Here is a 25879-nt window from a genome sequence, read left to right as displayed (position 1 = left end):
TGCTGTCTGCATCTGTGCGTTATGGCAGTTAAAAGGGCAAAGGTTGGTGGTGTGAGCGTATTTATACGATTGAGCTGGTTTTTCAGGGAGCAGTGGCGGCGGTATCTGATTGCCATCTCTCTGCTGATGGTGGTGGCCTTGTTGACCGTCATTCCGCCCAAAGTGGTCGGCTGGGTGGTGGACGGTATTACCAGGGGATCCCTCGATAGCGCAACGCTGACGGGCTATCTGGCCGGCCTGTTTGGCCTCGGTTTACTCATCTACATGCTGCGTTATGCCTGGCGAGTCATGCTGTTTGGCGCCTCGTACCGGCTAGCCTTTGTGCTGCGCAACCGTCTGTTCAGCCACTTCACCCGGATGAGCCCCGATTTCTACCAGCGCCACCGTACCGGCGATCTGATGGCCCATGCCACCAACGATATTCAGGCGGTGGAGATGACAGCCGGGGAAGGGGTCTTGACCCTGGTGGACTCCATCATGGTCGGGGTACTGGTGCTCTCCATCATGTGCAGCCAGTACTCCTGGCAACTGACTCTGCTCTCCCTGTTGCCACTGCCGGTGATGGCTTTTTTCATGAACCGCTTTGGCAAGCAGATCTACAAGCAGTTCAAGTCAGCGCAGGGGGCCTTCTCCAAACTCAACAACAAAACCCAGGAGGCGCTCTCCGGTGTGCGTGTGCTCAAGTCCTACGCCGTTGAATCCCTAGAAGATCAAGGTTTTGCCGAACTGACCCGGCAGGCCGGGGAACGCAACATGGCGGTGGCCCGCATCGATGCCAAGTTCGATCCCGTCATCTATCTCTGCATCGGTTGCTCCTATTTTCTGGCGGTGGCGGGTGGCAGTGCGCTGGTACTCCGTGACGAGCTGACCCTGGGGGAGCTCACCAGCTTCACCATGTACCTCGGCCAGCTGATCTGGCCCATGTTCGCCATCGCTTGGTTGTTCAACATCATAGAGCGCGGCAGTGCCGCCTATTCGCGGATTGAAAGTCTGCTCGGCGAGCGCAGCGATATCGAAGAGCCGGCTCACCCGCTTGCGCTGGTCTCGCCCTTCCCGTTGCAAGCCCGCTATGTGGGGTACCAGCTTGAGCAACGCACCCTGTTGCAGAGTGTGGATTTCACCCTGCAAGCTGGCGGTATGCTGGGGATTGTCGGGCGTACCGGTGCGGGTAAAAGTTCTCTGCTCAAACTGCTGATGCGGCTGGCCAATCCCACTGCGGGAGAGGTCCGCATGGGGGATATTCCCATCTCGCAACTTGCGCTGGGTGAGCTGCGCAGCCAGTTTGCCTATGTGCCGCAGGAGCCATTCCTGTTTTCCACCACCATCGCTGCCAACATCGCCCTTGGTCGGCCTGATGCCAGCCGCGAGGAGGTTGAGCGGGTGGCGCGGATCGCCTGTGTCCATGACGACATCAGCCGTTTCCCCAAAGGCTACGAGACCGAAGTGGGGGAGAAGGGGGTGACCCTCTCCGGCGGCCAGAAGCAGCGGCTCGCCATCGCCCGTGCTCTGCTGCTGGAGGCGCCTATTCTGGTGCTCGATGATGCGCTCTCGGCGGTGGATGCCCACACCGAGCAGCAGATCCTGCACGCTCTCAAGGCGCACAAGCGCACCCTCATTCTGGTCAGCCACCGGATGACGGCGGTGGAGCAGGCCGATGAAATTCTGGTACTGGAGCAGGGGGCAGTCAGTGAGCGTGGCCGCCACGGCGCCCTGATGGCTCATAACGGCTGGTATGCTGATATGGTGCGTTACCAGCGTCTCGAAGAAGCAGTGGAGGAGAGCCTGTGAACCCGACCATCAAACGGCTGCTCGCCTATTGTGCCCGTTATCCGCGCTGGCTGATCCAGGCTGGCCTCTGCTTGCTGTTGGCAACCGGTGCCGAAGTGGCGGGCCCCCTGCTCATCAAACTGTTCATCGATGACTATCTGACACCGCGCCAGCTGGTGTGGCCCGCCATTGCGGCCATTGCGGCCGGCTATCTCGGTTTGCAGGTGCTCTCTGCCGCGGGTTTCTACCTGCAATCCTTGCGCTTTAACCGCATCGCCCAAGCGGTGGTGCAAACCTTGCGCGAGCAGGTATTTGCCACCGCAATCCGCTTGCCAGCCAGCTACTTTGACCAGCATCGCTCCGGCTCGCTGATTTCCCGCATCACCAACGACACCGAGGCGATCATGAACCTCTACGTGCAGGTGATTGGGCTGCTGGTGCAGAAGGTGGTGCTCTTGTGCGGCATTCTCATCTCCATGGCGCTGCTGGATCTGCGGCTGATGCTGGTGTGTGCCTGCCTGCTGCCGGCGGTGGGCGGAGTGATGTGGCTTTACCAGAAACTGAGCGTGCCCGTGGTACGGGCGACCCGCAGCCTGCTCTCCGACATCAACAGCCGCCTCAACGAGTCGCTGCAGGGGATGCCGGTCATTCAGGCCATGGTGCAGGAGCGCCATTTCGCCAACGCCTTTGCCGAGGTGAACCAGCAGCACTGGGCGGCGCGCCTCAAGAGCCTCAAGATCAACGGCATCCTGCTGCGCCCGCTTATCGATCTCTTCTACATGATGGTGCTGATCGGCCTGTTGGCGCTGTTTGCCCGCGAGGGGCTGAGTGCGGAAGGCGCCATCCAGGTGGGGGTGCTCTACGCCTTTATCAGCTATCTGGGGCGGATGATCGAGCCGCTTATCGAGATGACCAACCAGCTCAACCAGCTGCAGCAGGCGATGGTGGCGGGGGAGCGGGTCTTTGCCCTGCTCGATGAAACCCGCGAGAGCACCGACGGCGAGCAGCTCCCGCTGGAAGGGCGGGTCAGTTTCGAGCGGGTGGGATTCTCCTACGATGGCGAGCAGCAGGTGCTGCGCGACATAAGCTTCACCGCCACACCGGGCCAGATGCTGGCGCTGGTGGGCCACACCGGCAGCGGCAAGTCCACCATCATCAGCTTGCTGATGGGCTTCTACCCGCTGGATCAGGGCATCATCCGCTTCGATGATCACCCGATGGCGAGCCTGTCGCTCTCGGCGGTGCGCCGCAGTATCGGGCTGGTGCAGCAAGATCCCTTTATTTTCGTCGGTACCTTGGCCGAGAACCTGCGGCTCGGTCGGGCCGGCATCGACGAGGCGCGGCTGTGGCAGGCGCTGACCGAGGTACAACTGGCCGAGTTTGTGCGCAGCTTGCCGGAGGGGTTGAACACCCTGATGGAGGAGGGGGGCAAGAACCTCTCCGCCGGCCAGCGTCAGCTGCTCTCCTTTGCCCGCGCCCTGGTGGGGGATCCGCGTATCCTCATTCTGGACGAGGCGACTGCCAGCGTGGACTCCCAGACCGAGCTGGCCCTCTCTTCGGCACTGGCGGCGGCGCGTCGTGGCCGTACCACCATCGCCATCGCCCACCGCCTCTCGACCATCGTCGATGCGGACGAGATCCTGCTGCTCTCTCGCGGGCAGGTGAACGAACGGGGCAGCCATGGTGAGCTGATGGCTCTCGGCGGTCACTATGCCCAGCTGTTCGAGATGCAGAGTCAGGGGGCCTGGCTCGAAGAGAAGCGGGCCTGATCGACGGCAAATGCAAAAAGAGGGAACCGTTGTGGTTCCCTCTTTTTTTGGGCAATGAAATAGCGGCAAGCGTGATCCGCGTCCTTGTCCAATGATGGTCATGCTGGCAACATGTTGTTTACATCAACTCATCGGATCAGTTCGCATATGGATTTGCAACGTTTGAAGGCCAATCTGGCGCTGCGGCTCTTTGCCTGGCGCTACATTCCCGTCATCGGTTTTTGTGCCCCGATCATCGAAGAGATGAGCGCCAGGGCGCTGCGCATTCGCATTCCCCTTGGCTGGCGTACCCGCAACCATCTGGGCAGTATGTATTTTGGCGCGCTGGCCACCGGCGCCGATCTGGTGGGCGGTCTGCTGGTGATGGAGAAGGGGCGGCAGCGACGCAAGAAGGTGCACTTCGCCTTCAAGGATGTACAGGGGGAGTTTTTGAAGCGGCCCGAGGGGGATGTACAGTTTGACTGCGCAGCGGGGGAGGAGATCGACGCCATGATCGATGAATCGCTGGCCACTGGTCAGCGCATCAATCGCCCCATCCAGGTGGTGGCCACCTGTCCGTCACTGAACGGGGATGAGGCGATGGCGCGTTTCGTATTGACCCTCTCGATCAAGGCCAGCTGACGCGCTCAAGAGATACGCCCGTGCGAGCTGCTCAAACGCTCCGCCGGCAGATCTGGCGGAGCGGCGGCAATCAGCCGTGACCGATCACTCGATCTCCGGGCTCATCCCCTCTTTGACCACGACCTTCATGCCGTTGAAGTTGACCACCTGCTCGGCCACGATCTTGCAGCGCTTGCGGGTCTCTACCTGACCGTCCACTTCGACCAGCCCTTCGGCGACGAGCGCCTTGGCCGCGCCGCCACAATCGGCCCAACCCTGATGCTTGATAAGGTCACACAAGGCAACGAAGGGGTGACCTTCGAGCAGAAACGTCTCCATGGGAAATCCTCTAACTGGATGAATGCCGGACGTGGCAGGGCGGCTATTTTAGGCAGTTCACCCCGGCAAGGAAAGGGAAGGGGGCCGATGGCCGTGAAAAATGGCCGGATACAGGCGGCCTTTTTGCGTGCCACCCCGCATTTGGCGGCTGGCTGGGACGCCTGATGACGCAGCGCGTCCCTCGCGCTGTCCCCTCGGTACTCCCCGGCTGTTAGCATGCTCCTTTTCCTGCTGATGCAACTGCAAGGAGCATCCCATGACACTCTCCCGATTGCTGCTGGCCTGCGGCGCCTTCACGCTGTGCGGCGCAGCGCAAGCCAGTACGCCGGTACAGTTTTCCCTGCCCGGGGTCAATCTGCCCGCCTCCCATCAGGTGGAAGGGGCGCGCGCCTCTCTGCTGTACGGTCGTACCGATCAGGTGAAGGGGATCGATCTGCCGGTGATTGCCCTCTCTGATGTGGATCGGTTCAGTGGCCTGCAGCTCGGGATCTTTCTCGGTGCCGGCCGGGTGCGCCACCAGTTTGGCGGGGTGGCCATCAATGCCGTCAACTGGCATGAGGGGCAGGATACCGGCGTCAATCTCGGGCTGGTCAACCTGACCAACAACGTACAGGGGATCAACTGGGGGGCGGTCAATATCGCCAAAGGCAATGCGCTGGCCAACGTCGGGCTGGTCAACTATGCCGAGCGCACCACCTTCCAGATCGGTTTTATCAATGCCACCAAACACCTCGATGGCTTGCAGATCGGGTTGGCCAACTACGCCGCCAACGGCGTTTTCCCCATTTTGCCGCTGGTGAACTTCCAGAAATCGTTCTGAGTGGGCGGTTCGCTTTGCGTTAAGCGCCTCTGCTGATTACCCTGGGCCCCTTCTATCCGTGACACAGAGGTAACAGATGACGACAGGGCAGATGAGTGCAATCGGAATTGGCTGGGATGTGCGAGGCTGGCAGGGCAGCGCCCAGGCGGTGGCCGTGGTGGGCTGGCAGGCCGACTCCAACCGCCTGCACTGGCTCGGGGTGTCGCCGCTGTTTCGCCTGAGCTCACGGGTCGCGCCGGATCTGGCCGCCTTGCTGCGTCCGGCCCTGCAAGACGAAGCCTTGCTTGCGCAGGTCGAGGCCTGCCCGCAACTGGCACTCGGTATAGATGCACCGCTCGCCTTTCCCCGCGCCTTGCGCGACCTGCTTAACGGCCAGCCGCTCTCCTGCGCCGTGCCCGAGCGGGAGATCGACAACCCCTACGCCTATCGCGACTGCGAGCGCTGGTTGTATCAGCAATATGGCAAGAAGCCGCTGTCGGCCACCTTCGATCGGCTCGGCAACAACGCCACTCTGGCGCTCTCCATGCTGCCCAATCTGCCTGATCTGCAACTGGTGCCGACCGTCGCCCCGCAGGCCAGTCGCGCCGTGCTGGAGGTCTATCCGGCGCTGGCCAAGGTTGCGGGCAAGGCATCCCCTGCCAGACCCGAGCTGGCGGCGCTGCTGCCTGCCGATGTGGTGCCGGATACGGATCGCTACGATGCGGCGCTGTGCGCCCTGATGGCGCTGCAATATGCCGCTGGCGGTCGGGTCGCCCAACTGCCCGCCCTGTTGACTCCGCCAGCCGGGATGGCGCTGGATGAGGGGTGGGTCTACCACTTCGCCCGTCCATAGCGAGCAGAAAAAACGAATGCAAAGCAGTGCCGAATGGCATGGCTTCAGGCCAAAAGCCTGCGTTTAATCAGGAAAATGCCGGTTCGTGCCGTGACAGGGTGGCAATCCAATATCTTCATCCGATATATTGCCCCCTTTGCTGATCCTTTGTTGTGGTGATCCCGATGAAATCCGTTATCTCTATTCAGTCCCACGTGGTGTTCGGCTGTGCCGGCAACAGCGCCGCCGTCTTCCCCATGCGCCGTCTGGGTGTCGACGTGTGGCCTGTCAATACGGTGCAGTTTTCCAACCATACCCAGTACGCACAGGGCTGGCAGGGGATGGCGATGCCGGCGGGACACATCAGCGCGCTGGCCGAAGGGCTGGGCAATATCGGGGTGCTGGGCCAGTGCGATGCGGTGCTGAGCGGCTACCTCGGTTCAGCCGAGCAGGGTGACGAGATCCTCAAGGTGGTCAACGCCGTCAAGGCGGCCAATCCCGATGCCATCTACTTCTGCGATCCGGTGATGGGGCATCCCGAGAAGGGGTGCATCGTCGCCCCCGGCGTCACCCGTTTTCTGACCGAGCAGGCGCTGCCGGTGGCCGACATGATGGCCCCCAACCTGCTGGAACTGGAGACCCTCTGCGATACCCATCTGGCGGATCTGGCGCAGACCCGCGCCGCCGCCCATCAGCTGCTGGCCCGTGGCGTCAAGCTGGTACTGGTCAAGCATCTGGGCCGCGCGGCGCAAGACCCGAGCCGCTTCGAGATGCTGCTGGCCACCCCGGATGGGGATTACCTGATTGCCCGCCCGCTCTATGACTTTGCCCGCCAGCCGGTCGGGGTTGGCGATCTTATCAGCGCCCTGATGCTGGCCAACCTGCTGACCGGTCACGATGCGGTGAGCGCCTTTGAGCGTACCAATGCGGCGGTAGACGCCGTGCTGCAAGAGACCTGGCGCCAGCAGGCTTATGAGCTGCAACTCATCGCCGCGCAAGAGGCCTTTGCCCTGCCAGAGGTGGAAGTGCGGGCGGTGAAACTGCCCTGAGTCAGCGCAGACGTTCGTCTATCCCGACAAGAGATGGATTGCAGATGAAAAAGGCTTGCCAATGGGCAAGCCTTTTTGCTGTTTGCCGCATCGGGTGCGGCAAATCAATCAGGCGCGGGGATGGCGGAGGCGATAACGCTCTGCCATGGCATTGGCCGCTACCATGGCGGCATAGACATCCTGTTCACTGACTGTCATCGGCATGTTGCCCATGGTATCGAGAGGATCGCAGGCCAGCTGCGCCACCTTGCGCCACTCGCTTTCATGGAAGTGGGTGAGCCCAAGCTCTTGCAGCGTCATCGGCAGGCCTGCACAGTCGATGATGCGCAACACCTCATCAAGTTCAGGTTGCGGGGCGCGCTCAAGCACCAGCTGGGTCAGCAGGCCGAAGACCACCTTCTCGCCATGCTGGGCACGATGAAGTTCAGCGATCAGTGACATGCCATTGTTGACGGCATGGGCAGCGGCCAGCCCACCGGCTTCTGCACCGACCCCGCTGAGGTAGATGGTGGCCTCGATGACCTGCTCCAGCGCCGGAGTGGAGACATGGTGGCGTATCGCATCCATGGCCAGCTCGATGTTTTCCCCCAGCAGCTCATAACAGAGCTTTGCCAGACCCAGCCCGGTACGTGAAGGGCGCTTGCCAACCAGATTGAGACCGTCGGCCCGATAGCAGGCGCGCGCTTCGAAATAGGTGGCCAGGGCATCGCCGACACCTGCGGAAAAGAAGCGGGGAGGGGCGGCAGCAATGAGGGCTGTGTCAGCCAGCACCACGTCCGGATTTTGCGGCAGGAACAGATAGCGTTCAAATTCGCCCGCCTGGTTGTAGATGACAGCCAATGCCGTACAGGGGGCATCCGTGGAGGCAATCGTCGGGAACAGCACAACCGGACGACGCAGATAGAAGGCCACGGCCTTGGCGACATCCAGCGTCTTGCCGCCGCCGATCCCGACAATCACGTTCGCGCCATATTGCTCGGCAAGGTGGGTCAGACGCTGGATCTCCTGTTCAGTGCATTCGTAGCGAAACTTGTCGACCACTCCACTGAGGCCTGCCTGCAGGATCCCCGCCAGGGCCTCCTCTTGCACCCGCTCAAGAATGAACTCGTCGCTGATGAGCAGCGCATTGTCACCAAAATCTTTAACGTGCTCATGGAGTTGCGGGAGAAGGTGTTGGCCGATGATGAACTTTTTGGGGGAGGTGACAGTACGGGGCAAAGTAGGCATCCATTATTCCTCAAGGCAGTGAACAACATAGATTTGATTATCAAATGGGTCTCATACGATACGCCTGCTGAAGCAAGAGATGAACAAGAAATGGGGCTCGTATTATCCCTTAATTAATCAAATTTTTTGTTTTGTTGTATTTTTGCGCGAGCGATGGCGGGGGTTGAGGGGGACAGGATCAATGGCTGTTTCGTTGCTGCCTGTCGCAAGCCTATTGCTGCAACAAAAAGTCACGCTGCCACAAGCAGGGCCGGTCAGATCGGCCCTGCTGCTTTGATAAGAGAAGCGGGAGGAGTGTTCAGAGCATCTTGTAGAAGATAACCGTCGCAGCCAGCTTGCCGTCGGCACCGAGGGCAAAATGGGGGATCTGGCCAGCCTCCTGATAGCCGAGTTGACGATAGAGGTGCGAGGCCACGTCACCGGAGCGAGTATCCAGCACCAGCAACGAACGGCCCGCGGCATGGGCGCCTTGCTCCATAGCTTGTATCAACGCACGGCCAATACCTTTGCCTCTCGCCGCTTGCAGTACCATCAGTTTTTCCACCTCGGCCCGGTGGCGGCCATTGGCCTTGCCACAGAGTGAGAGCTGCACGGCGCCCACTACGGTTTGCTGCTCAAGGGCAAGCCACAGTTTTCGGCCCCCTGATGCCAGATCTGCTGCCACCCCTTGCCAGTATTTAGCCCCATCCTCAACACGGAGGGGCGGTAAAAAACCGACCGAGGCACCGCTGTTGACACAATCCTGCAGCAGGGCGATGAGGGCGGGCAGCTGATCCTCGATTGCGGGTACGTCAATAATCTCCATCCGACATCCTTTTCGTTGTTTGAACGGCATCCTGCCTGCGGTTCAGCCACAGTGAGCTCGGGCCGTGATGCAAGGAGGCTGCGGCCAGTTAGCGGATCAGCCCCTGCTCCTTGAGCCAGCCAAAGAGCAGGCGGGAGACGGGGGAGAGCTCGTCGAGATGGCTGCTGTCGAGCCAGCGCAGCTCGGCAATCTCGGCCGAGGCAACCGGGGTGCCGCTGGCTTGGCCGGTGTAGCAGCGCAGCCGCACCTCGACCCCGGCCGGTTTGCCATCGGCCTGGGCGCTGAACTCGCAGGCAAAGCGCAGGGTATCGGGTTGCAGGGTGACGGCCAGCTCCTCGTCAATCTCGCGGATCAGGGCCGCTTCGTCGCTCTCACCCGGCTCGCGCTTGCCGCCGGGGATATAGTAGATGGCCTTGCCGTGGGAGCGGGCGCAGAGCAGTTGCTGATCTTTAAAGGTGAGCCAGGCGAGTTTGTCGATCATCGGGTTGCATCCTCTGGTTGTGTGGTGGGTGTTGCCTGCATGTGCCTAGTGCACAGGGTGCGGTAGGAGTGGGGCTCCTCCATCTCGGGAGCGAGCCCCAGCCGTGCTGCCAGCGCGAGCAGTTGCTGGTGAAATTCAGGCAGGCGTGCCTCGTCATCGGTCATGATGGCCAGCTCGGCAAAATCGCCAATCCCGGCCAGATGATCCAGGGTGACGTGAAACGGGCCAAGGAAGTAGATGCTGCGCTGTTTGGTGATCTCGAGGATCTGCCGGTAGTCCATGGTCAAAAGCATGCTGGCAGCCTTGTCGGCATCGCTGATATTGACCGCTTCGCAGCGATCCGCCTCGGGCCCCTTGACGATCCAGAGCTGGATGCCGGAGGGCTCCATGGTGCGGATCGCCAGACTCTTGCCTGCGCGGGCAAGGGCATCGTCCGGGGTGTCGAAGTAGCGATCCCGCTCCAGATTATCTTCCAGCATGATCTCCGGATTGAGGGCGAGCAGCGCCTTGAGGAAGGCGGGGCGATCCGCCAGCCGATATTTGAACTCGACTTCGAAGCGGCCCTGAAAGTGTGCCTGTGACATCAAGAAGATCCCTCTGTGAGTCTGTGTGGCAGGCAGCCTAGCAAAGTTGGTGCGCAGGCCAAAGAGAAGAAACAGGGAGAAAGAGATCGGAAGATGGCTGCTGGGGGCTTGGCGGGCAGCCTGCGGGGCAGAGAGGGGCCAAACTGATCACTATAAGTAGATTTTATGCCTTTTGGCTGAATGCCCTCATTTTTGTTTATATCGATTGGTGAGCTCGGTTTTCGGTTGTTGCACCCTGTTTTTCGCTTCTCCGGGGCGTTGGCCGCTTGCGGCAAGGCGGATCTGTTGCTGCTGGCGACAAGATGACCGGCCCGGGTGGAGGACGAGGTGGATGAGGTGACAAAAATGGCGCAAGGCGTCGCCAGTCGGCGCCAAAAAAGCGGGCTGGCGCACACCGCCGCAGGGCCGGACTGGGCGAAGGCGGGGGCCTTGTGGTTTAATCTTGCCACTTTAGCGGTAGTGGGCGACAAGCCTGCTACCTTGCGTTGGCAAGATGCAGGTGAGCAAGATGCAAGTGACAGCAGAGAGCAAGTTTATCGGACTCGGGGTAGCGGGTAATTTCGCCGGTCATCTGGAGCAGGCGGGTGAAGCGTCGGATTTCGTGGCGGTCGTGGTGCGCGATACCACGGCGCCCAAGGCGCTGTTCCCCTTCTTCGTGCCGGGCCATCCGGGTCAGCTCGGGGTGTTCCCGCTGAGCAATAACGCCATCTTCCTGCCGGAAGCGGCGGTCAGCGGTGACGAGAAGGTGCAGATTGAGCCGGAAGTGGCCCTCTGGTGCGAGCTGGAGTATGCCGACAAGCAGGTGGTGGCAATCCATCCCCGTGCCTTTGGTGCCTATAACGACTGCTCCATCCGTCGTCCCAACGCCAAGAAGATCAGCGAGAAGAAGAACTGGGGCGAAGAGAGCAAGGGGTTGGCGGCCAATCTGCTGCCGCTTTCCGGTTTTGCCGCCGGCTGCGAGCTCGATGACTATCGCATCGCCTGCTATCTGGAGCGCGATGGCGAGCTGCATGCCTACGGGATAGACAGCGCCGCTATCGACTACAGCTACTTCCACGGCAAGCTGCTCGACTGGGCCATCGACAAGTTCAACCATCAACAGGATGAAGGTCCGGCGGAGCACATTCAGGGGCTGCTGGCGCAGGCGGGGCATCCTCCCCACGCGCTCATCAGCATCGGCGCCACCCGTTATACCCCGTTTGGCGAGACCCACTTCCTCAAGCCAGGCGACACCTCCTGCGTGGTGGTCTATCCGGGCAGCCGCTACAGCGAAGCGGAGATCCGCGAGGCGATCCGTACCCGCAGTTTTGGTGCCGATGTGTCGGTGCTGCTGCAAGCGGTGCAGGCACGCTAATCAGATTGGCCCGCGGGGAGGCAACTGTCATCCTGCGGGCTGCAACAAAGAGTCATTGATGAAGATTGATACTGTAACGCGGGCCGATTATCCGGCCCTGATCGCGCTGTGGGAGGCCTCGGTGCGGGCGACCCACCACTTCCTGCCCGAGGCCGAGATCCTCGCGCTCAAACCGCTTATTCTGGAGCACTACTTCGATGCGGTGACACTGCACTGTGCCCGGACGGAGGAGGGGCGCATTGCCGGTTTTTGCGGGCTATGTGATGGCAAGATAGAGATGCTGTTTGTGGCGCCGGCGGTGCGCGGCAGTGGCGTGGGTCGCCGGTTGGTGGAACATGCCATCAGCCAGTGCGGCGCGGCGCTGGTTGACGTCAACGAGCAGAATGAGCAGGCGGTGGGCTTCTACCAAAAGATGGGGTTCGCCGTGACGGGCCGCTCGCCGCTGGATGGTCAGGGTAACCCCTATCCCTTGCTCCATATGGCATTGCCGCAGCGATAGTCACTCAAGTGAAGCGACAGTGATAACAAACGGGGGATGGCCTGCGCCATCCCCCGTTTTTGATCCTGCCGTTACTTGCTGGCGACCTTGCTGACCACCTTGATTAGCTGGTAGCGCAAGGAAGGGGCATCCGCTGGCACGTTGGTGAGCAGCTCCTTTTTCACGGTGAGCTGATACTGGTAGCCCGGCTCGAACTGGAAACCCTCGATCTGCTGATAGAAAAGCGTCCAGGGCTGCTGTTCGTCGCTACGTACCTGCATGCACTGCATCGGCCCGACCCCGACACAATCGACCAGCTGGCTGTTGATGTAGAGGGTCTCACCCTGTGGGGCCGTGGTGCCCTGACAGGCGGTGAGCAGCAGGGCGGCGCTGACAAGCAGAGGTTTCATGGTGGACTCCTTCGAATTGAAAGGGGCATTAGAGCGACAAATAAAAAGGCGGTCAATGACCGCCTTTGTAACAAACCATGTCGACTCAAGCGCTTAGCGCTCGTCGATCGGGACGAACTTGCGCAGCGGCTCGCCGATGTAGAGCTGGCGCGGACGACCGATCTTGCCATCCGGATCGGAGTGGAACTCGTTCCAGTGGGCGATCCAGCCGATGGTGCGGGAGATGGCGAAGATCACGGTGAACATGTTCATCGGGATGCCGATCGCCTTCATGATGATGCCTGAGTAGAAGTCCACGTTCGGGTAGAGCTTCTTGTCGACGAAGTAGGGGTCGGAGAGCGCAATGCGCTCCAGCTCCATGGCGACGTCGAGCAGCGGATCCTTGATCTGCAGCTCCTTGAGCACCTCGTGGCAGGTCTCGCGCATCACCTGGGCACGGGGGTCGTAGTTCTTGTAGACCCGGTGACCGAAGCCCATCAGACGGAACGAGTCGTTCTTGTCCTTGGCGCGGGCGATGTATTCGGGAATGCGATCCACCGAGCCGATCTCCTCCAGCATGCGCAGGCAGGCCTCGTTGGCACCACCGTGAGCCGGGCCCCACAGGGAGGCGATACCGGCCGCGATACAGGCAAACGGGTTGGCGCCGGAGGAGCCAGCCAGACGAACGGTCGAGGTAGAGGCGTTCTGCTCGTGATCAGCGTGCAGGGTGAAGATGCGATCCATGGCGCGCTCGACCACCGGGTTGACCTTGTACTCTTCGGTCGGCACCGCAAACATCATGTGCAGGAAGTTGCCGGCGTAGGAGAGGGCGTTGCGCGGTTGCATGAACGGCTGGCCGATGGAGTACTTGAAGCACATGGCGGCCAGGGTCGGCATTTTGGAGAGCAGGCGGAAGGCGCAGATCTCGCGATGCTGTTCGTTATTGATATCGAGGGCGTCGTGATAGAAAGCGGAGAGGGCACCCACCACGCCACACATGATGGCCATGGGGTGGGAGTCACGACGGAAGCCGCGGAAGAAGAAGGCGATCTGCTCGTGCACCATGGTGTGACGGGTTACGGTGCGCTGGAATTCGGCGAACTGGGCCTTGGTCGGCGCCTCGCCGTAGAGCAGGATGTAGCAGACTTCGAGGTAGTTGGACTCTTTGGCCAACTGGGCGATGGGGTAACCACGGTGCAGCAAGACACCCTGATCCCCGTCGATATAGGTAATGGCGGACTTGCAAGAACCGGTCGCCATGAAGCCCGGGTCAAAGGTGAAATACCCTTGTGCACCCAGTTTTCTGACATCAATGACATCCGGTCCGACTGTTCCGGAGAGGATCGGCAATTCAACCGGATCTTTCCCGGGCAGGTGTAGGGTGGCTATCTTATCAGCCATAGCACGTCTCCTTTGCTCTTTATAATTTGGTTCCAGTCCTACTCTATTACGACTTTTATGACGCTGGCAAAGGTTGTTACCCATACCGAGGTGGCTGGAGCGCCTTATTTGAAACAGAGTTCCCTATCAATGTCAATTTTGCTGGATGGCCATTAATTAAATGTTAAATAAAATATGCGATCAGGTTTGCGGTTTTGTGTTTTCTTTGTAGCTATTTGATTGTCTTCGGTTAAGCCCGCCGATATACTGCGCCACGTGGGTCATGGCTGCGGGTGTTTGAAACGCTTTGGCAAAGCCTGATGTGAAACCGAAAACCGGATTTTTGGCTTTTTCAGAGTGTTTTGGTAACAAATAACCAACAATCACCATCCCGTGCCCTCAGAAACGAGTTAAAACAATAACTAACGTGCTCAATGGAGCTGAGTGGGCAAGCGTGAAAAAGAAACAGAGACCGGTCAACCTCGACCTACAGACGATCAGCTTTCCTGTCACTGCCATTGCATCCATCCTGCACCGTGTATCAGGGGTCATCACCTTTGTTGCACTGGGCATCTTGCTGTGGATGCTTGGTACTTCACTCGCCTCTCCCGAAGGGTTTGAAACCGTGGTTGCCATCATGGACAACTTCCTGGTCAAACTCGTGCTGTGGGGGATCCTGACTGCGCTGGCTTACCACATTGTGGGCGGCTTGCGTCATCTGGTCATGGATATGGGCTATTGGGAAGAGCTGGAATCCGGCAATCAGAGCGCCCGTGTGGCCTTCGTGATCACCGCGGTTCTGGCAGTATTGGCGGGAGTGCTTGTATGGTAACCAATTCTGCAACCTTCGGGCGCAGCGGCGTACACGATTACATCCTGATCCGCGCCACCGCCCTCATCATGAGCTGTTATGTCCTCTATCTGGTCGGTTTTATCGCGTTCAACGACATCACCTACGAGGTGTGGACAGGCTTTTTCGCCAACACCTTCACCAAGGTCTTCACCCTGTTGGCTCTGCTGTGTGTACTGATCCATGCCTGGATCGGTCTGTGGCAGGTGCTGACCGACTATATCAAGCCAGTGGGATTGCGCGGTGCGCTGCAGTTCGCGCTGGTCGTGGTGCTGTTTGTCTATCTGATGACGGGTTTCGTCGTGCTGTGGGGTGTGTAAGGTGACTATTCCAACTCGTGAATTTGATGCGGTCGTGATTGGTGCCGGTGGTGCCGGCATGCGCGCCGCGCTGCAGATTGCCCAGTCCGGCAAGAGCTGCGCTCTGTTGTCCAAGGTCTTCCCGACCCGTTCTCACACTGTCTCCGCCCAGGGCGGTATCACGGTTGCGCTGGGCAATGCCCACGACGACAACTGGCAGTGGCACATGTATGACACCGTAAAAGGTTCCGATTACATCGGTGATCAGGAAGCCATCGAGTACATGTGCAAGACCGGCCCCGAAGCCATCTATGAGCTGGAGAACATGGGCTTGCCCTTCTCCCGTTTCGACAACGGCACTGTCTACCAGCGTCCGTTTGGCGGTCAGTCCAAGAATTTCGGTGGCGAGCAGGCTGCCCGTACTGCGGCTGCGGCCGACCGTACCGGCCACGCCCTGCTGCACACCCTCTATCAGCAAAACGTCAAGAACAAGACCACCGTCTTCTCCGAGTGGTATGCGCTGGATCTGGTGAAGAACCAGGATGGCCATGTGGTGGGTTGTACCGCCATCGACATGGAGAGCGGCGAGGTCGTCTACTTCAAGGCCAAGGCCACCGTGCTGGCTACCGGCGGTGCCGGTCGCATCTACCAGTCCACCACCAACGCCCACATCAACACCGGTGACGGTGTCGGCATGGCGCTGCGCGCCGGGGTCGGCGTGCAGGACATGGAGATGTGGCAGTTCCACCCGACCGGCATCGCCGGGGCAGGGGTGCTGGTGACCGAAGGTTGCCGCGGTGAAGGCGGCTATCTGCTCAATAAAGATGGCGAGCGCTTCATGGAGCGTTATGCCCCCAACGCCAAGGATCTGGCCGGTCGCGACGTGGTGGCCCGCTCCATCATGATCGAAATCCGCGAAGGGCGTGGCTGCGACGGTCCCTGGGGCCCGCACATCAAGCTCAAGCTGGATCACCTCGGCAAAGAGGTGCTGGAATCCCGTCTGCCGGGCATCTGCGAGCTCTCTCGCACCTTCGCCCACGTGGACCCGGTCAAAGAGCCGATCCCGATTATCCCAACCTGCCACTACATGATGGGCGGCGTGCCGACCAACGTGAATGGCCAGTGCCTGACCCAGGACAAGAACGGCAACGATGTGCCGGTGGTCGGTCTGTTTGCGGTGGGCGAAATTGCCTGCGTCTCGGTGCACGGTGCCAACCGTCTGGGCGGCAACTCCCTGCTGGATCTGGTGGTGTTCGGCCGCGCGGCCGGCATGCATCTGGTCAACACCCTGGGCGAGATGGATCACGGCCGCGATGCCTCCGAGTCGGATCTCGATGCCGCACTGGCCCGCTTCAACCGCTGGGAAAATACCCGCAACGGCGAAGACCCGGTGCAGATACGCAAAGACCTGCAGCGCTGCATGCAGAACAACTTCTCCGTATTCCGCGAAGGTGCGGCGATGGCAGAAGGGTTGGCCGAGCTCAAGGTTATCCGCGAGCGCCTCAAGTCAGCCCGTCTGGATGACACCTCCAAAGAGTTCAACACCCAGCGCATCGAGTGTCTGGAGCTGGACAACCTGATGGAGACGGCGTTTGCCACGGCGGTTGCCGCCAACTTCCGTACCGAGAGTCGCGGTGCTCACTGCCGCTTCGACTTCCCGGATCGCGACGATGAGAACTGGCTGTGCCACAGCCTCTATCATCCGGACACCGAGTCCATGACCCGTCGCGCTGTCAACATGTCACCCAAGACCCGTGAGGCGTTCCCGCCCAAGGTCCGGACTTACTGATTGCGGAGCCAGCCCTATGAACGTCACTTTCTCTGTCTACAGATACAATCCGGATGTTGATAACGTCCCCCATATGAAGGAATATCGTCTTGATATTCCTGAAGGTTCCGACATGATGGTGCTCGATGCACTGATCCAGTTGAAAGAGCTGGATCCCACACTCGCCTTCCGCCGCTCCTGCCGCGAAGGGGTCTGTGGATCTGACGGCATCAACATGAATGGCAAGAACGGTCTTGCCTGCATCACCCCGCTTTCCGATCTGCTGAAGAAGGGCAATAACGTGGTTATCCGCCCCTTGCCCGGCCTGCCGGTGATCCGGGATCTGGTGATCGACATGACCCAGTTCTACACCCAGTGGGAGAAGGTCAAACCCTTCCTCATCAATGAAGACAAATTGCCGCCCGTGCGTGAGCACCTGCAATCCCCCGAAGAGCGCGCCAAGCTGGATGGCCTGTACGAGTGCATTCTCTGTGCCTGCTGCTCCACTTCGTGCCCCTCCTTCTGGTGGAACCCCGACAAGTTCATCGGTCCGGCCGGGCTGCTTGCTGCCTACCGCTGGCTGGCTGACAGCCGCGACACCGCGACCACCGAGCGACTGGGTAATCTGGATGACGCCTTCAGCGTGTTCCGTTGCCACGGCATCATGAACTGCGTGAACGTTTGTCCGAAAGGCTTGAACCCGACCAAGGCGATTGGCCAGATCAAGTCGATGTTGCTCAATCGGGCTGTTTAGTATTCGGGCCGGCCAAGGTCGGCCCTGCTTCCGGACAGCCATCCCACCCGTGGCAGGATGGCTGTTTGAACCCTACAAGCTGCGTAGCAGTAACAAGAAGTACAAGGGATAGAAATGCATAACGGCGTGATGAAGGCCTGGTTGGAGTCATCTCACCTGGCTGGTGCGAATGCAAGCTACATTGAGGATTTGTACGAATCCTTCCTGGAAAATCCTGACTCCGTATCCGATGAGTGGCGCAGCCTGTTTAGCGAGCTGCCCCAGGTCAATGGCCATGCGGTTGAACAACCCCACTCCCAGGTCCGCGATTATTTCCGTCGTCTGGCCAAGGATCCCTCCCGTTACAGCGCGCCTGTCTCCGATCCGCAAGTGGATGCCAAGCAGGTGCGGGTACTGCAACTGATCAACGCGTTCCGTTTCCGTGGTCACCAGAATGCCAATCTGGATCCGCTCGGTCTGTGGCAGCGCGATACCGTCGCCGAACTGGATCCGGCATTCCACAACCTGCAGGGCGCAGACATGGAGGCCACCTTCAATGTGGGCTCCTACGCCATCGGTCGCGAGACCATGGTGCTCTCCGATCTCTACGCCTCGCTGAAGAAGACCTACTGCGGTTCCATCGGCGCCGACTACATGCACCTCACCTCGACCGAGGAGAAGCGCTGGCTGCAACAGCGTCTCGAATCCATTGAAGGGAAGGGGAGTTACACCCTCGAAGAGAAGACCCGTTTCCTCGATAACCTGACCGCCGCCGAAGGGCTGGAAAAATATCTGGGTGCCAAGTTCCCGGGGGCCAAGCGCTTCTCGCTGGAAGGTGGCGACGCCATGATCCCTATGCTCAAAGAGCTGATCCGTCGTGCCGGTGAGCAGGGCTGCAAAGAGGCCGTTATCGGCATGGCCCACCGCGGTCGCCTCAACGTGCTGATCAACGTGCTGGGCAAGCGCGCTCAGGACCTGTTCGACGAGTTTGCAGGCAAGCACGGCGAATCCTGGGGCACGGGCGACGTGAAGTACCACATGGGCTTCTCCTCCGACTTCGCTACCCCGGGCGGCAACGTCCATTTGGCGCTGGCCTTCAACCCGTCTCACCTCGAGATCGTCAACCCTGTGGTCATCGGCTCGGTGCGTGCCCGCATGGATCGTCGCGGTGACAAGGATGGCTCCAGCGTGCTGCCCATCACCATCCACGGTGACTCGGCCATGGCCGGTCAGGGCGTGGTGGCCGAAACCTTCAACATGTCTCTGACCCGTGCTTATGGCGTGGGCGGGACGGTGCGCATCGTCATCAACAACCAGGTCGGTTTCACCACCTCCTATCACCGTGACCTGCGCTCCACCGAATATTGCACCGACATCGCCAAGGCGGTACAGGCGCCGGTGCTGCACGTCAACGGTGATGATCCGGAAGCCGTGGTGCTGGTGACCCAGATTGCGCTGGATTATCGCAACACCTTCAAGCGCGACGTGGTGATCGAGCTGGTTTGCTACCGTCGCCATGGCCACAACGAGGCCGACGAGCCGAACGCGACCCAGCCCTTGATGTACCAGAAGATCAAGCAGCACCCGACCCCGCGCAAGATCTACGCCGATCAGCTGGTGGCCGAGGGGAGCATTGCCCAGGAGCAGGCGACCACCCTGGTTAACGAGTATCGCGAAGCGCTGGATCGCGGCGAGCGGGTGAGCAAGGAGTGGCGGCCGATGGAGCTGCACTCCGTCGACTGGACCCCTTATCTTGGCCACGACTGGAACATGGCCTATGACAGCACAGTGCCGATGGATCACCTCAAAGCCCTCGGCGAGCGGGTGAGCCAGTATCCGGCTACCCACGTGCTGCAGCGTCAGGTCGAGAAGATTTACGAAGACCGCCGTCTAATGGCTGCCGGCGAGAAGCTGGTGGATTGGGGCTTTGCCGAGACCCTGGCCTACGCCACCCTGGTGGACAAGGGTTCCCGCATCCGCTTTACCGGTGAAGACTCCGGCCGTGGCACCTTCTTCCACCGCCATGCCGTGCTGCACAACCAGACCGATGCCAGCACCTACACCCCGCTGTGCAACCTGCACGACGAGCAGGGTCCGTTCGAGATTTACGACTCGGTACTGACCGAGAACGCGGTACTGGCCTTTGAATATGGCTATGCCAGCGCCGAGCCGGCCGGCCTCACCATCTGGGAAGCCCAGTTCGGTGACTTCGCCAACTGCGCTCAGGTGGTGGTCGACCAGTTCCTCTCCTCCGGTGAGCAGAAGTGGGGCCGGATGTGCGGCCTGACCATGCTGCTGCCGCACGGTTACGAGGGGCAGGGGCCGGAGCACTCTTCCGCCCGTCTGGAGCGTTATCTGCAGATGTGCGCTCAGCACAACATGCAGGTGTGCGTGCCCTCTACCCCGGCTCAGGTATTCCATATGCTGCGCCGTCAGGTCGTGCGCCCGATGCGCCGTCCGCTCATCGTGATGACGCCCAAATCCCTGCTGCGCCATCCGCTGGCGGTCAGCAAGCTCGAAGATCTGGCGGAAGGCACTTTCCAGAACGCCATCGGCGAGATCGACGCGCTGGATCCGAAAGCGGTCAAGCGGGTGGTCTTCTGCTCCGGCAAGGTCTATTACGACCTGCTCGAAGCCCGTCGCAAGGCGGAGCAGAAGGATGTGGCGATCGTGCGGATCGAACAGCTCTATCCCTTCCCGGAAGAGGAAGTGCGCGCCATTCTGGCCGATTACAGCCACGTCACCGATTTTGTCTGGTGTCAGGAAGAGCCGCAAAACCAGGGCGCCTGGTACTGCACCCGTCACAACTACGATGAGGTGCTGCCGACCGGAGCCACCCTGCGTTATGCCGGTCGTCCGGCGTCCGCCTCGCCGGCGGTTGGTTACATGTCCGTCCACGCCAAGCAGCAGAAAGCCTTGGTGGAAGATGCCCTTACTCTGGCCTAAGCCCTGAACAAGAAGTAACAAGGAACTGATTAGATGACTATCGAGATCAAGGTACCGGACCTGCCGGAATCAGTGGCGGATGCCACTATTGCCACCTGGCACAAGAAGCCGGGTGATCTGGTTGCCCGTGATGAAGTGCTGGTCGACATCGAAACCGACAAGGTGGTGCTGGAAGTGCCGGCACCGCAAGCTGGCGTGCTGGGCGACATCCTGCAGGCAGAGGGGGCGACAGTCCTCTCCCGCCAGCTGATCGCCACCATCAAGGCGGCTGCCGTAGCCGGTGAAGAGACCAAAGAGAAGCCGACCGAAGCGGTTGCCGATGATGGCGCCGATGGCCTGAGCCCCTCCGTGCGTCGTCTGATTGGCGAGCACGACATCGACGTGGCCAAGCTGACTGGCACTGGCAAGGGCGGTCGCATCACCAAGGATGATGTGGAAGCCTACATCAAGGCGCTGAGCAAGCCTGCCGCAGCCGCTCCGGTTGCTGCTGCCCCGGTCGCGCCGGTTGCCGCTCTGGCCGGTCGCAGCGAGAAGCGGGTGCCGATGACCCGTCTGCGCAAGCGCATCGCCGAGCGTCTGCTGGAAGCGAAAAACACCACCGCCATGCTGACCACCTTCAACGAGGTCAACATGAAGCCCATCATGGATCTGCGCAAGCAGTACGGCGAGATCTTCGAGAAGAAGCACGGCATCAAGCTCGGCTTCATGTCCTTCTACGTGAAGGCGGTAGTGGAGTCCCTCAAGCGCTATCCGGAAGTGAACGCCGGGCTGGATGGTGACGACATCGTCTACCACAACTACTTCGACGTCAGCATCGCCGTCTCCACCCCCCGTGGTCTGGTGACCCCGGTACTGCGCGATTGCGACAACATGAGCCTGGCCGACATCGAGAAGGCCATCAAGGATCTGGCCGGCAAGGGCCGCGACGGCAAACTGACCGTGGATGAGCTGACTGGCGGCAACTTCACCATCACCAACGGTGGTGTGTTCGGCTCCCTGATGTCCACCCCGATCATCAACCCGCCCCAGAGCGCCATTCTGGGTATGCACAAGATCCAGGATCGCCCGATGGCCGTTGACGGCAAGGTCGAGATCCTGCCGATGATGTACCTGGCCCTCTCCTACGATCACCGTCTCATCGACGGGCGCGAATCGGTAGGCTTCCTGGTCTCCGTCAAGGAGCTGCTGGAAGATCCGACCCGCCTGCTGCTGGACGTCTGAGCAACCAACTGAAAGATAACGAGGGGCCCCCGAGGCCCCCACTCACAGGGGATTGAGAAACACGAGCCCCGGACGGAAATACCTACAACACGGATAGAGCATCTATGAATCTGCATGAATATCAGGCAAAACAGCTGTTTGCCGAGTATGGCCTGCCGGTCTCCGAAGGTTATGCCTGTGCTACCCCGCAGGAAGCGGCCGAAGCGGCCGACAAGATTGGCGGCAATACCTGGGTGGTGAAATGCCAGGTACACGCCGGTGGCCGCGGTAAAGCGGGCGGTGTGAAAGTGGCCAAGAGCAAGGATGAGATCCGTGCCTTCGCCCAAAACTGGCTGGGCAAGAATCTGGTGACCTACCAGACTGACGCCAACGGCCAGCCGGTCACCAAGATCCTGGTTGAATCCTGCACCGACATCGCCAAAGAGCTCTACCTAGGCGCCGTGGTTGACCGTGGCTCCCGTCGCGTGGTCTTCATGGCCTCGACCGAAGGTGGCGTGGACATCGAGAAGATCGCCCACGAAACCCCCCATCTGATCCACAAGGCCACCCTGGACCCACTGGTTGGCCCGCAGCCCTATCAGGCCCGCGAGCTGGCCTTCAAACTGGGTCTGGTCGGCGATCAGATCAAACAGTTCACCAAGATCTTCATGGGTCTGGGCCAGATGTTCCTCGACTGCGACTTCGCGCTGCTGGAGATCAACCCGCTGGTGATCACCGCGCAGGGCAACCTGCACTGCCTGGATGGCAAGATCAACATCGACGCCAACGCACTGTATCGTCAGCCCAAGCTGCGCGAGATGCACGACCCGTCACAAGATGACCCCCGCGAAGCGCACGCTGCCCAGTGGGAGCTGAACTATGTGGCCCTCGATGGCAACATCGGCTGCATGGTCAACGGCGCGGGTCTGGCCATGGGCACCATGGACATCGTCAACCTGCACGGCGGCAAGCCGGCCAACTTCCTTGACGTCGGCGGTGGCGCCACCAAGGAACGCGTAACCGAGGCGTTCAAGATCATCCTCTCCGACAGCAACGTCAAAGCGGTGCTGGTCAACATCTTTGGCGGCATCGTGCGCTGCGACATGATCGCGGAAGGCATTATCGGTGCGGTCAAGGAAGTGGGGGTCAAGGTGCCCGTCGTGGTCCGTCTGGAAGGCAACAACGCCGAGCTGGGTGGTATCAAGCTGGCCGAGAGCGGCCTCAACATCATTGCGGCCAAGAGTCTGACCGATGCCGCGCAGCAAGTCGTCAAAGCAGCGGAGGCCAACTGATGAGCGTACTGATCAACAAGGACACCCGAGTCATCTGCCAGGGCTTTACCGGCGGTCAGGGTACTTTCCACTCCGAGCAGGCGCTCTCCTACGGCACCCAGCTGGTGGGCGGCGTCTCCCCGGGCAAGGGCGGCACCACCCATCTGGGCCTGCCGGTGTTCAACACTGTCCGTGACGCGGTCGAAGCGACCGGCGCCACCGCCACCGTCATCTATGTGCCGGCACCGTTCTGCAAGGACGCGATCCTGGAAGCGATCGATGCGGGCATCAAGCTCATCGTCACCATCACCGAAGGCATTCCGACGCTGGATATGCTGGACGTCAAAGTGAAGCTGCAAGAGACCGGCGTGCGGATGATCGGTCCCAACTGCCCGGGTGTTATCACTCCGGGTGAGTGCAAGATCGGCATCATGCCGGGCCACATTCACAAACCGGGCAAGGTGGGCATCGTCTCCCGCTCCGGCACCCTGACCTACGAAGCGGTCAAGCAGACCACTGACGAGGGCTTTGGCCAGTCCACCTGCGTCGGTATCGGTGGCGACCCCATCCCGGGCTCCAACTTTATCGACATTCTGGAGATGTTCCAGAACGACCCGCAGACCGAAGCGATCGTGATGATCGGCGAGATCGGCGGCAACGCCGAGGAAGACGCGGCCGCCTATATCAAGGCCCACGTCACCAAGCCGGTGGTCTCCTATATCGCCGGTGTTACTGCACCTCCCGGCAAGCGGATGGGCCACGCTGGTGCCATCATCTCCGGTGGCAAGGGTACCGCCGCCGAGAAGTTTGCCGCGCTGGAAGATGCTGGCGTGAAAACCGTCCGCTCCCTGGCCGATATCGGCAAGGCCCTGCGTGAAGTGACTGGCTGGTAACTCTTGTTAGCCCGTTATCTCTAATAAAAAAGCCGCCTAATGGGCGGCTTTTTAATGGATCTAGAGTGGTATGTTCTCGCGTGTATAAGAATATGTGTCGCTGTTCAAATTTGTTTATTATTCATCATCGTCATCAAAGTCTATATCATAAGGAAATAAAACAACCTCATCTTCTGGAATCACTGGTGCGCATTTATACAATGCGTCTACATCAATAAATGGCGTAGATAGTATGGATTTTTTAAATTTATTATCTGTGACCCACTTGGAATTCCATATATGCTCATGAGGTACATTATACTTACCAGATACAATAGAGCAGAGTGGCTCTTGATATTCTATATCTTGATTGATATGGAATGAGATTCGTTGTAACCAGATATCTAAAATCCCCGTCCCTAATATTGGTTCGAACTTTGATTTTATTTTATTTAATAAAGTTAGCTTATCAGTATCATTTGGGATGAATTTAAGTACATTGCTTAATACCAATGCGCAAGAGGAAAAAGCTCTCGGGTTGTTAATCATAATATCGGTGATGATGCTCACAATAGGTTTAACATCTTCTTTAAGTTTCGGCATCCTCTCTAGTCGTTTATTTATTTTTGCGAGTTGCTTTTGAAGTTGTCCAGAGTTTTTGTGTCGTCTTGAGAAAATAGATAATTTCAACAGTGTTTTTTGAATGGTTGTAGAAAAAATGGATTTACCAAATAGCATTAATGCATCTTGCTTGTCAGGTTTCATTGAACTTAATATTATGTCTTCAGATAATGAAGTTTTAGATACATTCAGCTGTAGTCCCACCCCTTGAAGAATAACAGTAAGATACCTAGCTATTGCCTCTGCATCCTCCTTGCTATTGGTGAATATTCTGTAATCATCACGGTATCGAATAATATTGTAGTCAGTGATATTTTCTTTTCTTAGCTTTTCACTTAGAAGTTTATCACAATAGCCGAGCACTATTTCCGCTATAAAGTCCATTAATGCTGAACCCTGAGGTATGCCATTTGTTTGACCCCAGCGCATCTGGCGTAAAGCATGATCTATTCGGTTTCCTAGGTTTGCATTAAAGTTTCTATTGTTTTTTGCAACTCTCTTGGTATGAATTGCCCAAGGAATTGAATGGGTATAAATTGATGGATAAAAGTTAGCTATATCGGTAGTGAATAAATATTTAAAATCAAGAGCGTTGTTGATGGACTGTTGTTCTACATTACGCCACCATCCCATGACACTCTCAGCAGTGTCAGACTTACAGTCATCTTCAGACTCTCTTGGTAAGCTTACGCAGACTATTTTCTTGTTGGTTTTAAATTGTTTAAACCTTTTTAATAATAGCTCCCATTCATCCTCTTTAGTAAGCTCATGAACTAGATGGACGTAAATAGCGGGATGAATCAGTTCGAATGGACGCCATGAATAATGACCATCTTTATTTGTCTGTAGAGTGTAATTAGCCCCGCTATATTCACAAGCATTTTTATAACCAATGTCATTTATGCCATTTTGTTTTTTATTCAGGGCATTGCTTACATTTTTAAGAAGATTCTGGAAGTTAAAGTAGACCGGGAGAGGAAAACCGCAATAACTGGTGTGTTTCAAGAAAAAATCTCTTGCTTCCGAAGCAGTCATTTCAGTGATTAAAGTCATGAAAATACTCCAACACATTAGCTGTAATTTCGAATAGCCCGTATGCACGAATAGCGAAGCGTGTTCGGATGTTCGGGAAAGGAATTATGCCACAAGAGTCTTCAGCCACCAGTGACAAACAGCCCAAGATTGTTACGCTGTTGCAACCAAGTTGGCTAATGCTGTTTCGCTGGTGAATCAATCTGGCCGCCGCTTGGGGCAATCCGCTGGTCACCCTGGTTGCCAATGCCCCTCCGATTTGAGGCAAAGGGCCAAGCCGAACGCGGGTTAGCTCCCGCTTATTGACCCCCCCCGGTGTCAGGATAGTTGTCGCCTGATCTGATCTATCTACAAGTGAAGACCGGGGGAGGATAAAGAGTGTCGAATGGCTCGTTATTCAAGTGAACGGAAGGCCGCTTTGCTCAAGAAGCTAC

Annotated in this window: 26 protein-coding genes; 17 read left to right on the top strand and 9 right to left on the bottom strand. The window is 58.8% G+C overall.

Translation table 11 applies throughout. The features are described 5' to 3' along the window. Positions 1-51 precede the first annotated feature (51 nt). The 3 genes from AAHA41_RS21915 (at position 52) to AAHA41_RS21905 (ending at position 4157) form a co-directional block, all read left to right on the top strand. Positions 52-1788 carry an ABC transporter transmembrane domain-containing protein gene (locus tag AAHA41_RS21915; protein ID WP_323070959.1) on the top strand — a complete coding sequence of 579 codons (1737 nt, stop codon included), beginning with the start codon at positions 52-54 and terminating at the stop codon, positions 1786-1788. Continuing rightward, the gene (locus AAHA41_RS21910) at positions 1785-3536 is read left to right on the top strand and encodes an ABC transporter transmembrane domain-containing protein (protein ID WP_323070958.1); all 1752 of its coding nucleotides are present in this window, start codon (positions 1785-1787) and stop codon (positions 3534-3536) included. Before AAHA41_RS21915 ends, AAHA41_RS21910 begins: the two co-directional genes overlap by 4 nt. Positions 3537-3683: 147 nt before the next feature. Continuing rightward, positions 3684-4157: a DUF4442 domain-containing protein gene (locus tag AAHA41_RS21905; protein WP_182925588.1), complete on the top strand. Its 474-nt coding sequence runs from the start codon at positions 3684-3686 to the stop codon at positions 4155-4157. A gap of 84 nt (positions 4158-4241) precedes the next feature. On the opposite strand, the gene ybcJ is transcribed toward AAHA41_RS21905, so the two are convergent. Beyond that, positions 4242-4475, bottom strand: a complete 234-nt coding sequence (gene ybcJ, locus AAHA41_RS21900; protein WP_033116144.1) for a ribosome-associated protein YbcJ — start codon at positions 4473-4475, stop codon at positions 4242-4244. A 256-nt stretch (positions 4476-4731) separates the two neighbouring features. Between ybcJ and AAHA41_RS21895 the strand changes: the two genes are divergently transcribed. The 3 genes from AAHA41_RS21895 (at position 4732) to pdxY (ending at position 7155) form a co-directional block, all read left to right on the top strand. After that, a complete protein-coding gene (locus AAHA41_RS21895) occupies positions 4732-5295 on the top strand; it encodes a phaC PHA synthase (protein ID WP_323070957.1) in 564 nt (187 codons plus the stop codon). A 76-nt stretch (positions 5296-5371) separates the two neighbouring features. Further along, a complete protein-coding gene (locus AAHA41_RS21890) occupies positions 5372-6127 on the top strand; it encodes a DUF429 domain-containing protein (protein WP_323070956.1) in 756 nt (251 codons plus the stop codon). Positions 6128-6291: 164 nt separating this feature from the next. Then, on the top strand, positions 6292-7155 hold the full coding sequence (gene pdxY, locus AAHA41_RS21885) for a pyridoxal kinase PdxY (RefSeq protein WP_108572173.1): 864 nt from the start codon (positions 6292-6294) through the stop codon (positions 7153-7155). A gap of 108 nt (positions 7156-7263) precedes the next feature. On the opposite strand, the gene AAHA41_RS21880 is transcribed toward pdxY, so the two are convergent. Then, a complete protein-coding gene (locus AAHA41_RS21880) occupies positions 7264-8382 on the bottom strand; it encodes a glycerol dehydrogenase (RefSeq protein ID WP_041210313.1) in 1119 nt (372 codons plus the stop codon). 79 nt (positions 8383-8461) lie between these two features. Here AAHA41_RS21880 and AAHA41_RS21875 point away from each other — a divergent pair, with 79 nt between their 5' ends. Beyond that, positions 8462-8659, top strand: a complete 198-nt coding sequence (locus AAHA41_RS21875; RefSeq protein ID WP_323070954.1) for a hypothetical protein — start codon at positions 8462-8464, stop codon at positions 8657-8659. Positions 8660-8680: 21 nt separating this feature from the next. Here AAHA41_RS21875 and AAHA41_RS21870 read toward each other — a convergent pair whose 3' ends face one another. The 3 genes from AAHA41_RS21870 to AAHA41_RS21860 all read right to left on the bottom strand — a co-directional run bounded on the left by AAHA41_RS21870 (position 8681) and on the right by AAHA41_RS21860 (position 10252). Beyond that, a complete protein-coding gene (locus tag AAHA41_RS21870; RefSeq protein ID WP_323070953.1) occupies positions 8681-9187 on the bottom strand; it encodes a GNAT family N-acetyltransferase in 507 nt (168 codons plus the stop codon). Between the two features lie 88 nt (positions 9188-9275). Further along, positions 9276-9668 carry an NUDIX domain-containing protein gene (locus AAHA41_RS21865; protein ID WP_042032071.1) on the bottom strand — a complete coding sequence of 131 codons (393 nt, stop codon included), beginning with the start codon at positions 9666-9668 and terminating at the stop codon, positions 9276-9278. Further along, complete coding sequence (locus AAHA41_RS21860; protein ID WP_323070952.1) at positions 9665-10252, bottom strand: class IV adenylate cyclase; 588 nt, start codon at positions 10250-10252, stop codon at positions 9665-9667. The genes AAHA41_RS21865 and AAHA41_RS21860 overlap by 4 nt, the downstream gene beginning before the upstream one ends. A gap of 508 nt (positions 10253-10760) precedes the next feature. Here AAHA41_RS21860 and AAHA41_RS21855 point away from each other — a divergent pair. Then, positions 10761-11606 carry a DUF5718 family protein gene (locus AAHA41_RS21855; RefSeq protein WP_216994291.1) on the top strand — a complete coding sequence of 282 codons (846 nt, stop codon included), beginning with the start codon at positions 10761-10763 and terminating at the stop codon, positions 11604-11606. 58 nt (positions 11607-11664) lie between these two features. Next, positions 11665-12105, top strand: coding sequence for an acetyltransferase (locus AAHA41_RS21850; protein ID WP_323070951.1), 441 nt, complete (start codon positions 11665-11667; stop codon positions 12103-12105). Between the two features lie 71 nt (positions 12106-12176). Here AAHA41_RS21850 and AAHA41_RS21845 read toward each other — a convergent pair whose 3' ends face one another. From AAHA41_RS21845 to AAHA41_RS21835, 3 genes are all read right to left on the bottom strand, one after another. Then, a complete protein-coding gene (locus AAHA41_RS21845) occupies positions 12177-12494 on the bottom strand; it encodes a DUF4377 domain-containing protein (RefSeq protein ID WP_323070950.1) in 318 nt (105 codons plus the stop codon). Between the two features lie 93 nt (positions 12495-12587). Continuing rightward, positions 12588-13874, bottom strand: coding sequence for a citrate synthase (locus AAHA41_RS21840; protein ID WP_033116137.1), 1287 nt, complete (start codon positions 13872-13874; stop codon positions 12588-12590). Positions 13875-14054: 180 nt separating this feature from the next. Beyond that, complete coding sequence (locus tag AAHA41_RS21835) at positions 14055-14243, bottom strand: hypothetical protein (RefSeq protein WP_124242845.1); 189 nt, start codon at positions 14241-14243, stop codon at positions 14055-14057. 64 nt (positions 14244-14307) lie between these two features. Here AAHA41_RS21835 and sdhC point away from each other — a divergent pair, with 64 nt between their 5' ends. The 8 genes from sdhC to sucD all read left to right on the top strand — a co-directional run bounded on the left by sdhC (position 14308) and on the right by sucD (position 23813). Further along, complete coding sequence (gene sdhC / locus AAHA41_RS21830; protein ID WP_041210307.1) at positions 14308-14685, top strand: succinate dehydrogenase cytochrome b556 subunit; 378 nt, start codon at positions 14308-14310, stop codon at positions 14683-14685. After that, the gene (gene sdhD, locus AAHA41_RS21825) at positions 14679-15023 is read left to right on the top strand and encodes a succinate dehydrogenase, hydrophobic membrane anchor protein (protein ID WP_323070949.1); all 345 of its coding nucleotides are present in this window, start codon (positions 14679-14681) and stop codon (positions 15021-15023) included. Before sdhC ends, sdhD begins: the two co-directional genes overlap by 7 nt. A 1-nt stretch (position 15024) precedes the next feature. Beyond that, positions 15025-16791 carry a succinate dehydrogenase flavoprotein subunit gene (gene sdhA / locus AAHA41_RS21820; RefSeq protein WP_041210305.1) on the top strand — a complete coding sequence of 589 codons (1767 nt, stop codon included), beginning with the start codon at positions 15025-15027 and terminating at the stop codon, positions 16789-16791. Positions 16792-16807: 16 nt separating this feature from the next. Continuing rightward, a complete protein-coding gene (locus tag AAHA41_RS21815) occupies positions 16808-17524 on the top strand; it encodes a succinate dehydrogenase iron-sulfur subunit (RefSeq protein WP_041210304.1) in 717 nt (238 codons plus the stop codon). 114 nt (positions 17525-17638) lie between these two features. After that, entirely contained in the window at positions 17639-20449 is a 2811-nt protein-coding gene (gene sucA / locus AAHA41_RS21810; RefSeq protein ID WP_041210303.1) for a 2-oxoglutarate dehydrogenase E1 component, read from the top strand. 33 nt (positions 20450-20482) lie between these two features. Further along, positions 20483-21670, top strand: coding sequence for a 2-oxoglutarate dehydrogenase complex dihydrolipoyllysine-residue succinyltransferase (odhB, locus tag AAHA41_RS21805; protein ID WP_323070948.1), 1188 nt, complete (start codon positions 20483-20485; stop codon positions 21668-21670). Between the two features lie 104 nt (positions 21671-21774). Then, positions 21775-22941 carry an ADP-forming succinate--CoA ligase subunit beta gene (sucC, locus tag AAHA41_RS21800; protein WP_005346090.1) on the top strand — a complete coding sequence of 389 codons (1167 nt, stop codon included), beginning with the start codon at positions 21775-21777 and terminating at the stop codon, positions 22939-22941. Continuing rightward, complete coding sequence (gene sucD, locus AAHA41_RS21795) at positions 22941-23813, top strand: succinate--CoA ligase subunit alpha (RefSeq protein ID WP_005346088.1); 873 nt, start codon at positions 22941-22943, stop codon at positions 23811-23813. Before sucC ends, sucD begins: the two co-directional genes overlap by 1 nt. A 117-nt stretch (positions 23814-23930) precedes the next feature. On the opposite strand, the gene AAHA41_RS21790 is transcribed toward sucD, so the two are convergent. After that, positions 23931-25466, bottom strand: coding sequence for an RNA-directed DNA polymerase (locus tag AAHA41_RS21790; protein ID WP_342697345.1), 1536 nt, complete (start codon positions 25464-25466; stop codon positions 23931-23933). Positions 25467-25879: the final 413 nt, after the last annotated feature.

It is taken from the genome of Aeromonas sp. SER (assembly GCF_038739615.1).
GTDB lineage: Bacteria > Pseudomonadota > Gammaproteobacteria > Enterobacterales > Aeromonadaceae > Aeromonas > Aeromonas jandaei.
The sequence above is the reverse complement of the archived record's forward strand: the minus strand, read 5'-3'. Positions and strand labels throughout refer to the sequence as shown.